This is a genomic window from Roseicyclus sp. (genome assembly GCF_052168335.1).
In the GTDB taxonomy this organism is placed as follows: domain Bacteria; phylum Pseudomonadota; class Alphaproteobacteria; order Rhodobacterales; family Rhodobacteraceae; genus Roseibacterium.
In genome coordinates, this window is record NZ_JBQLZP010000081.1 from 1 (window position 1) to 4,200 (window position 4,200).

Annotated in this window: 6 protein-coding genes; 1 reads left to right on the top strand and 5 read right to left on the bottom strand. The window is 69.6% G+C overall.

Annotation, left to right across the window (positions count from 1 at the left end; all coding sequences use genetic code 11):
* A partial coding sequence (locus tag ACTS11_RS02655; RefSeq protein WP_442638799.1) for a nodulation protein NodH occupies positions 1-1,028 on the top strand: 1,028 nt, incomplete at its 5' end.
* A 4-nt stretch (positions 1,029-1,032) separates the two neighbouring features.
* Here the strand turns inward: ACTS11_RS02655 and ACTS11_RS02660 are convergent.
* The 5 genes from ACTS11_RS02660 to ACTS11_RS02680 form a co-directional block, all read right to left on the bottom strand.
* Positions 1,033-1,497 carry a PTS sugar transporter subunit IIA gene (locus ACTS11_RS02660; protein WP_442638800.1) on the bottom strand — a complete coding sequence of 155 codons (465 nt, stop codon included), beginning with the start codon at positions 1,495-1,497 and terminating at the stop codon, positions 1,033-1,035.
* A gap of 84 nt (positions 1,498-1,581) precedes the next feature.
* Positions 1,582-2,157: a ribosome hibernation-promoting factor, HPF/YfiA family gene (hpf, locus tag ACTS11_RS02665; RefSeq protein WP_442638801.1), complete on the bottom strand. Its 576-nt coding sequence runs from the start codon at positions 2,155-2,157 to the stop codon at positions 1,582-1,584.
* Between the two features lie 214 nt (positions 2,158-2,371).
* Entirely contained in the window at positions 2,372-3,133 is a 762-nt protein-coding gene (lptB, locus tag ACTS11_RS02670) for an LPS export ABC transporter ATP-binding protein (RefSeq protein ID WP_442638802.1), read from the bottom strand.
* Positions 3,130-3,633 (bottom strand): LptA/OstA family protein, encoded by a 504-nt coding sequence (locus tag ACTS11_RS02675; RefSeq protein ID WP_442638803.1) that lies wholly within the window; start codon positions 3,631-3,633, stop codon positions 3,130-3,132. Before ACTS11_RS02675 ends, lptB begins: the two co-directional genes overlap by 4 nt.
* Positions 3,634-3,642: 9 nt before the next feature.
* On the bottom strand, positions 3,643-4,200 hold a 558-nt coding region (locus tag ACTS11_RS02680; RefSeq protein ID WP_442638804.1), incomplete at its 5' end, for a hypothetical protein.

Consider the following 4,200-nt stretch of genomic DNA (forward strand, 5'->3'; position numbering starts at 1 on the left):
GGATCGCGAGCGTCACGGGGCAATGGCGGCTGACCGACCTCAAGCACGCGAAGACCGCCCGCATCGACTTCGACGAGGCCGAGTTCCGCGAGATGCTGGAGGCCTGGACCGCGTTCCGCGACCGTTTGCGGCGGCTTCTCCAGACGCACGGCGAGACGGCGTTCCACATCCGCTACGAGGACATCAACGATGTCGATGTGCTGAACGGCCTCGCCACCTTCATCGGCTCGGCGCACCGTCTCCCGGAGGTCTCGACGCGGCTCAAGCGGCAGAACCCCGGCGACCCGGCCGCGAAGGTCGCGAATCCGGGCGAGATGGAGGCTGCGCTGGCGCGGATCGACCGCTTCGGTCTCGACCGCGTGGTGGAGGGCGAGGTACCGCGGGCGCCGGGTGTGCCGGGCTTCGTCGCGCACCCGTCCGCCGGTGTCCTGTTCCTGCCCGTCGCGGGCGCGGCCGACGCCGAGGTGCTCGACTGGATGGCGGGGATCGGGGGCGTCGGCCATGCGGGGCTGATCCGCGGCATGACGCAGAAAGACCTGCGCCGCTGGATGCGGGAAACGCCCGGTTTCACCAGCTTCGCCGTCCTCCGTCACCCCGTCGCGCGCGCCTTCGGGGCGTGGCGCAGGCTCCTCGACGGGGCGGACCCGAAGATGGTGGCGCTGCGCGACACGCTCGCGCGGCGATACGGGCTGTCCTTCGGGGCTGGGACGGAGGGCTTCCTCGGCTTCCTGCGCTTCCTCAAGGGTGCGCTCGCCGGACAGACGAGCCTGAAGATCCCGCCCGACTGGTCCACGCAGATGGAGGTGTTGCAGGCCGCCTCTCAGGTCGTCCCGCCACAGCGTATCCTGCGCGAGGACTCGGCACGGGAGGAGTTGGGCCGCATGGTGTCCGGCGAAGGACCGCGCGGTCTGGGGCATGTGCCGGAGGGGCTCGCCCAAAGCTACGGGCCGGAGGTTGAGAAGGCCGTCTTCGACGCCTACCGGCGCGACTACGTCCACTTCGGATTCGGTCCCTGGCCGGGGCGTTGAGCCGTCAGGCGGCCTGCGTCTCGGTCCCGGCGGTCAGGATCGTGTAGAGCGTCGCGGGATCGCTGTTCGCCCTGAGCTTGGCGCAGAGGGCGGGATCGCGCAGCGTGCGCGACACGAGCGCCAGGGCCTTCAGGTGATCCACCCCCGTATCGGCCGGCGCGAAGAGCGCGAAGACGAGGTCCACCGGCTGCCGGTCGGCCGAATCGAAGTCGATCGGCCGCTCGAGCCTGAGGAAGGCGCCCTGCACCTCGGTCAGTTCGGTCAGCCTTGCATGCGGCAGCGCGACGCCGTGGCCCACGCCCGTCGGTCCGAGGCTCTCGCGTTCCTGGAGCGCATCGAAGATGCCCGAGGCGGGCAGGCCGATCAGGTCCTCCGCCATGTCCGCGATGGACTGAAGGAGGCGCTTCTTGCTGCTGATGTCCGTGACCACGCGAACCGCACGCGGTTTGAGCAGCGACGACAGATCCATGGGACCCCCTGTTCCAGTCCTGTGGTTGCGGCCTTGTCCACCCGGCCCGTCCCGGCCGGGTGGCGTGCGACCTACCAGAGATTCTCAGTCGAGGCGAGGGTCGATCCAGCCGACGTTCCCGTCCTCGCGGCGGTAGACGACGTTGACGCCGTCATGGCCTTCGTTGCGGAACACCAGGAGCGGCGCGCCCGCGATCTCCATCTGCATGACCGCCTCGCCCACCGAGAGCGAGGGGATCTTCGTCTCCATCTCCGCCACGATGATGGGCTGGAGCGACTCCGGCTCGGTATCCTCCGCATCGCCCTCGGGCGAGGCGAGGATGTAGGTCGGCGCACCGAACATGTCGATTGGCTGCGTCCGCTCGCGGTGATGGTCCTTCAGCCGGCGCTTGTAGCGGCGGAGCTGCTTTTCCATCTTGTCCGCCGTCTTCTCGAAGGCGGCGTAGATCTCGTGGGCCGCCCCCTTGGCCGATGCGGTCAGGCCGGTGGACAGATGCACGGTCGCCTCGCAGACGAACTCCGCCCCCGAGCGGGAGAAGATCACCGTCGCGTCGGTCGGACGCTCGGCATACTTGCCGACCACCGTCCCGAGGCTGTCCTTGACGTGCGTCTGCAACGCCTCGCCGATGTCGATCTGCTTTCCACTGATCTGGTAGCGCATGTCACCTCCCGACAGGTATATGCCCGCCCCGCGCGATCAAGGCGCGTGCGGCGCTCGGAAAGTCCGTGTTGTCCTGATGGAAACCGGCCCGGGCCGGGTAAGGGCCCGGCGCGAAGGGTCGCGAAGACCGGGTCGCCGATGAAGCAAACGCGAACATCATGACCATTTGGCGACAGATCGCACCGCCCTGTCAACGGGATGTCGCGCGGGTGCGTCAGCTGATGCGGAAGCCCTGGCCGAGGTAGACGCGGCGCACGGTCTCGTCGCGCACCACGTCGTCGGCGCTGCCGGACATGATGATCGTGCCGTCGTGCAGGATGTAGGCGCGGTCCACGATCTCGAGCGTCTCGCGCACGTTGTGGTCGGTGATGAGCACGCCGATCCCCCGCGTCTTGAGGTCCGAGACGAGGTGGCGGATGTCACCCACGGCGATGGGATCGACGCCCGCGAAGGGCTCGTCCAGGAGGACGTAGCGCGGATTCGAGGCGAGGCAGCGCGCGATCTCGGCCCGCCGCCGCTCGCCGCCCGAAAGGGAAAGCGCGGGCGCGCGGCGCAGGTGCTCGATGGAGAACTCGGCCAGAAGCTCCTCCAGCCGTTCCTTGCGGCGCGTGCGGTTCCGCTCGGCCACCTCGAGGATGGCCATGATGTTGTCCTCGACCGAAAGGCCGCGGAAGATCGACATTTCCTGCGGCAGATAGCCGATGCCCGACCGCGCGCGGCGATACATCGGGAACAGCGTCACGTCCTCGCCGTCGATCGTGACCTTGCCGCCGTCCGGCGTGATGAGGCCCGCGATGCAGTAGAAGGACGTGGTCTTGCCCGATCCGTTGGGGCCGAGCAGCGCGACGACCTCGCCCCGGTTCAGCTCCATCGTGACATCGCGGATCACCGGGCGGCGGCGGTAGCTCTTGCGGAGCCTCTCGACCCTGAGGCCGCTCGAGCCCTCGGTCACGGTGAAGGGGACCGCGTCCCTCATGGATCCTCGCCGGTGGAAAGCACCGTGCGCACGCGCCCCTCGACCGACCCGTTGCCGGTGCGCATGTTGACCACCAGCCGGTCGCCCGCCACCGCGGTCGGCCCCTGCGTCACCAGGACATCGCCCGCCATGGTCAGCATCGCCGAGGCGACGTCGAAGCGCGCCTCGCGTCCTTCCGCCGCATCCGCCCCGCGCGTGACGAGGACGCCGCCCGTGGCCACGACCTCGTCGACCGAGCGCCGCCCCTCCACGTCGCTGTAGATCACGCGCACTTCGCCGGCGGCCATGCGGAGGTCGCCCTGATGCACGATCACGTTGCCCGAGAAGACCGCCTGCCCGGTCGACTGGTCGATGGTGAGGTTGTCGGCCGTGACCTCGACCGGCTGCCGCGCGTCGTAGGCGACGCCGCCGAAACCGATGCCGACCTGCGCCGCGGCGGAGGCGGCGAGCATGAGGCCGAGGAAAAGCCCGGCGAGTCCGGAGAGTGCACGTACGAACATCGCCGCTCCTTAATCTTCGGCCTGATATAGCAGCCGCACGCCGCCGGTGAAACTCAGAACCGCCGCGCCGGCGGGACCGGTCAGTTCCATCGCTCCGGCGGTGATGCTGAGGCCGGGCCCCTCGATCCGTACCTCGGAAGGCGCATCGAGGCCCAGTTCGGCGAGCTGGAGGAGGATGCGCTCGGAGAGAAGGCGGTAGCCCTGCGTCGTCTCGGCCTCCACCCCGCCCGAAAGGTCGGCGACCCGCGCGGCGACGTCGATCCGCCCGTCCCGCGCGTCGATCATCAGGAACTCCCCGTCGTCGAGCGCGATGCGGCCCTCCACGAGGTCCGTCACGATCACGTCCGTCACCTCGAAATCCGGGGCCGCGGCCTGCGCCACCAGCGTGATCTCCCGCCCGTCCGGCATGACCCCCGCGAAGCGCGGCTGGGTCAGGCGCAGTTCGCGGGCGAGCTGCGCCACGTCGACCTCGGCATAGGGCAGCGCGCGCTCGGGGTCCGGCGCGTCCGACAGGAGGAACAGCGTCGACAGCAGGCCGAGCGCGACGAGCGGCAGCAGCACCTTCAG

Excerpts from the sequence above, each read along its gene's own strand:
- ACTS11_RS02660 (WP_442638800.1), bottom strand. The coding sequence starts at position 1,497 with ATGGATCTGTCGTCGCTGCTCAAACCGCGTGCGGTTCGCGTGGTCACG.
- hpf (WP_442638801.1), bottom strand. The coding sequence starts at position 2,157 with ATGCGCTACCAGATCAGTGGAAAGCAGATCGACATCGGCGAGGCGTTG.
- lptB (WP_442638802.1), bottom strand. The coding sequence starts at position 3,133 with ATGAGGGACGCGGTCCCCTTCACCGTGACCGAGGGCTCGAGCGGCCTC.
- ACTS11_RS02675 (WP_442638803.1), bottom strand. The coding sequence starts at position 3,633 with ATGTTCGTACGTGCACTCTCCGGACTCGCCGGGCTTTTCCTCGGCCTC.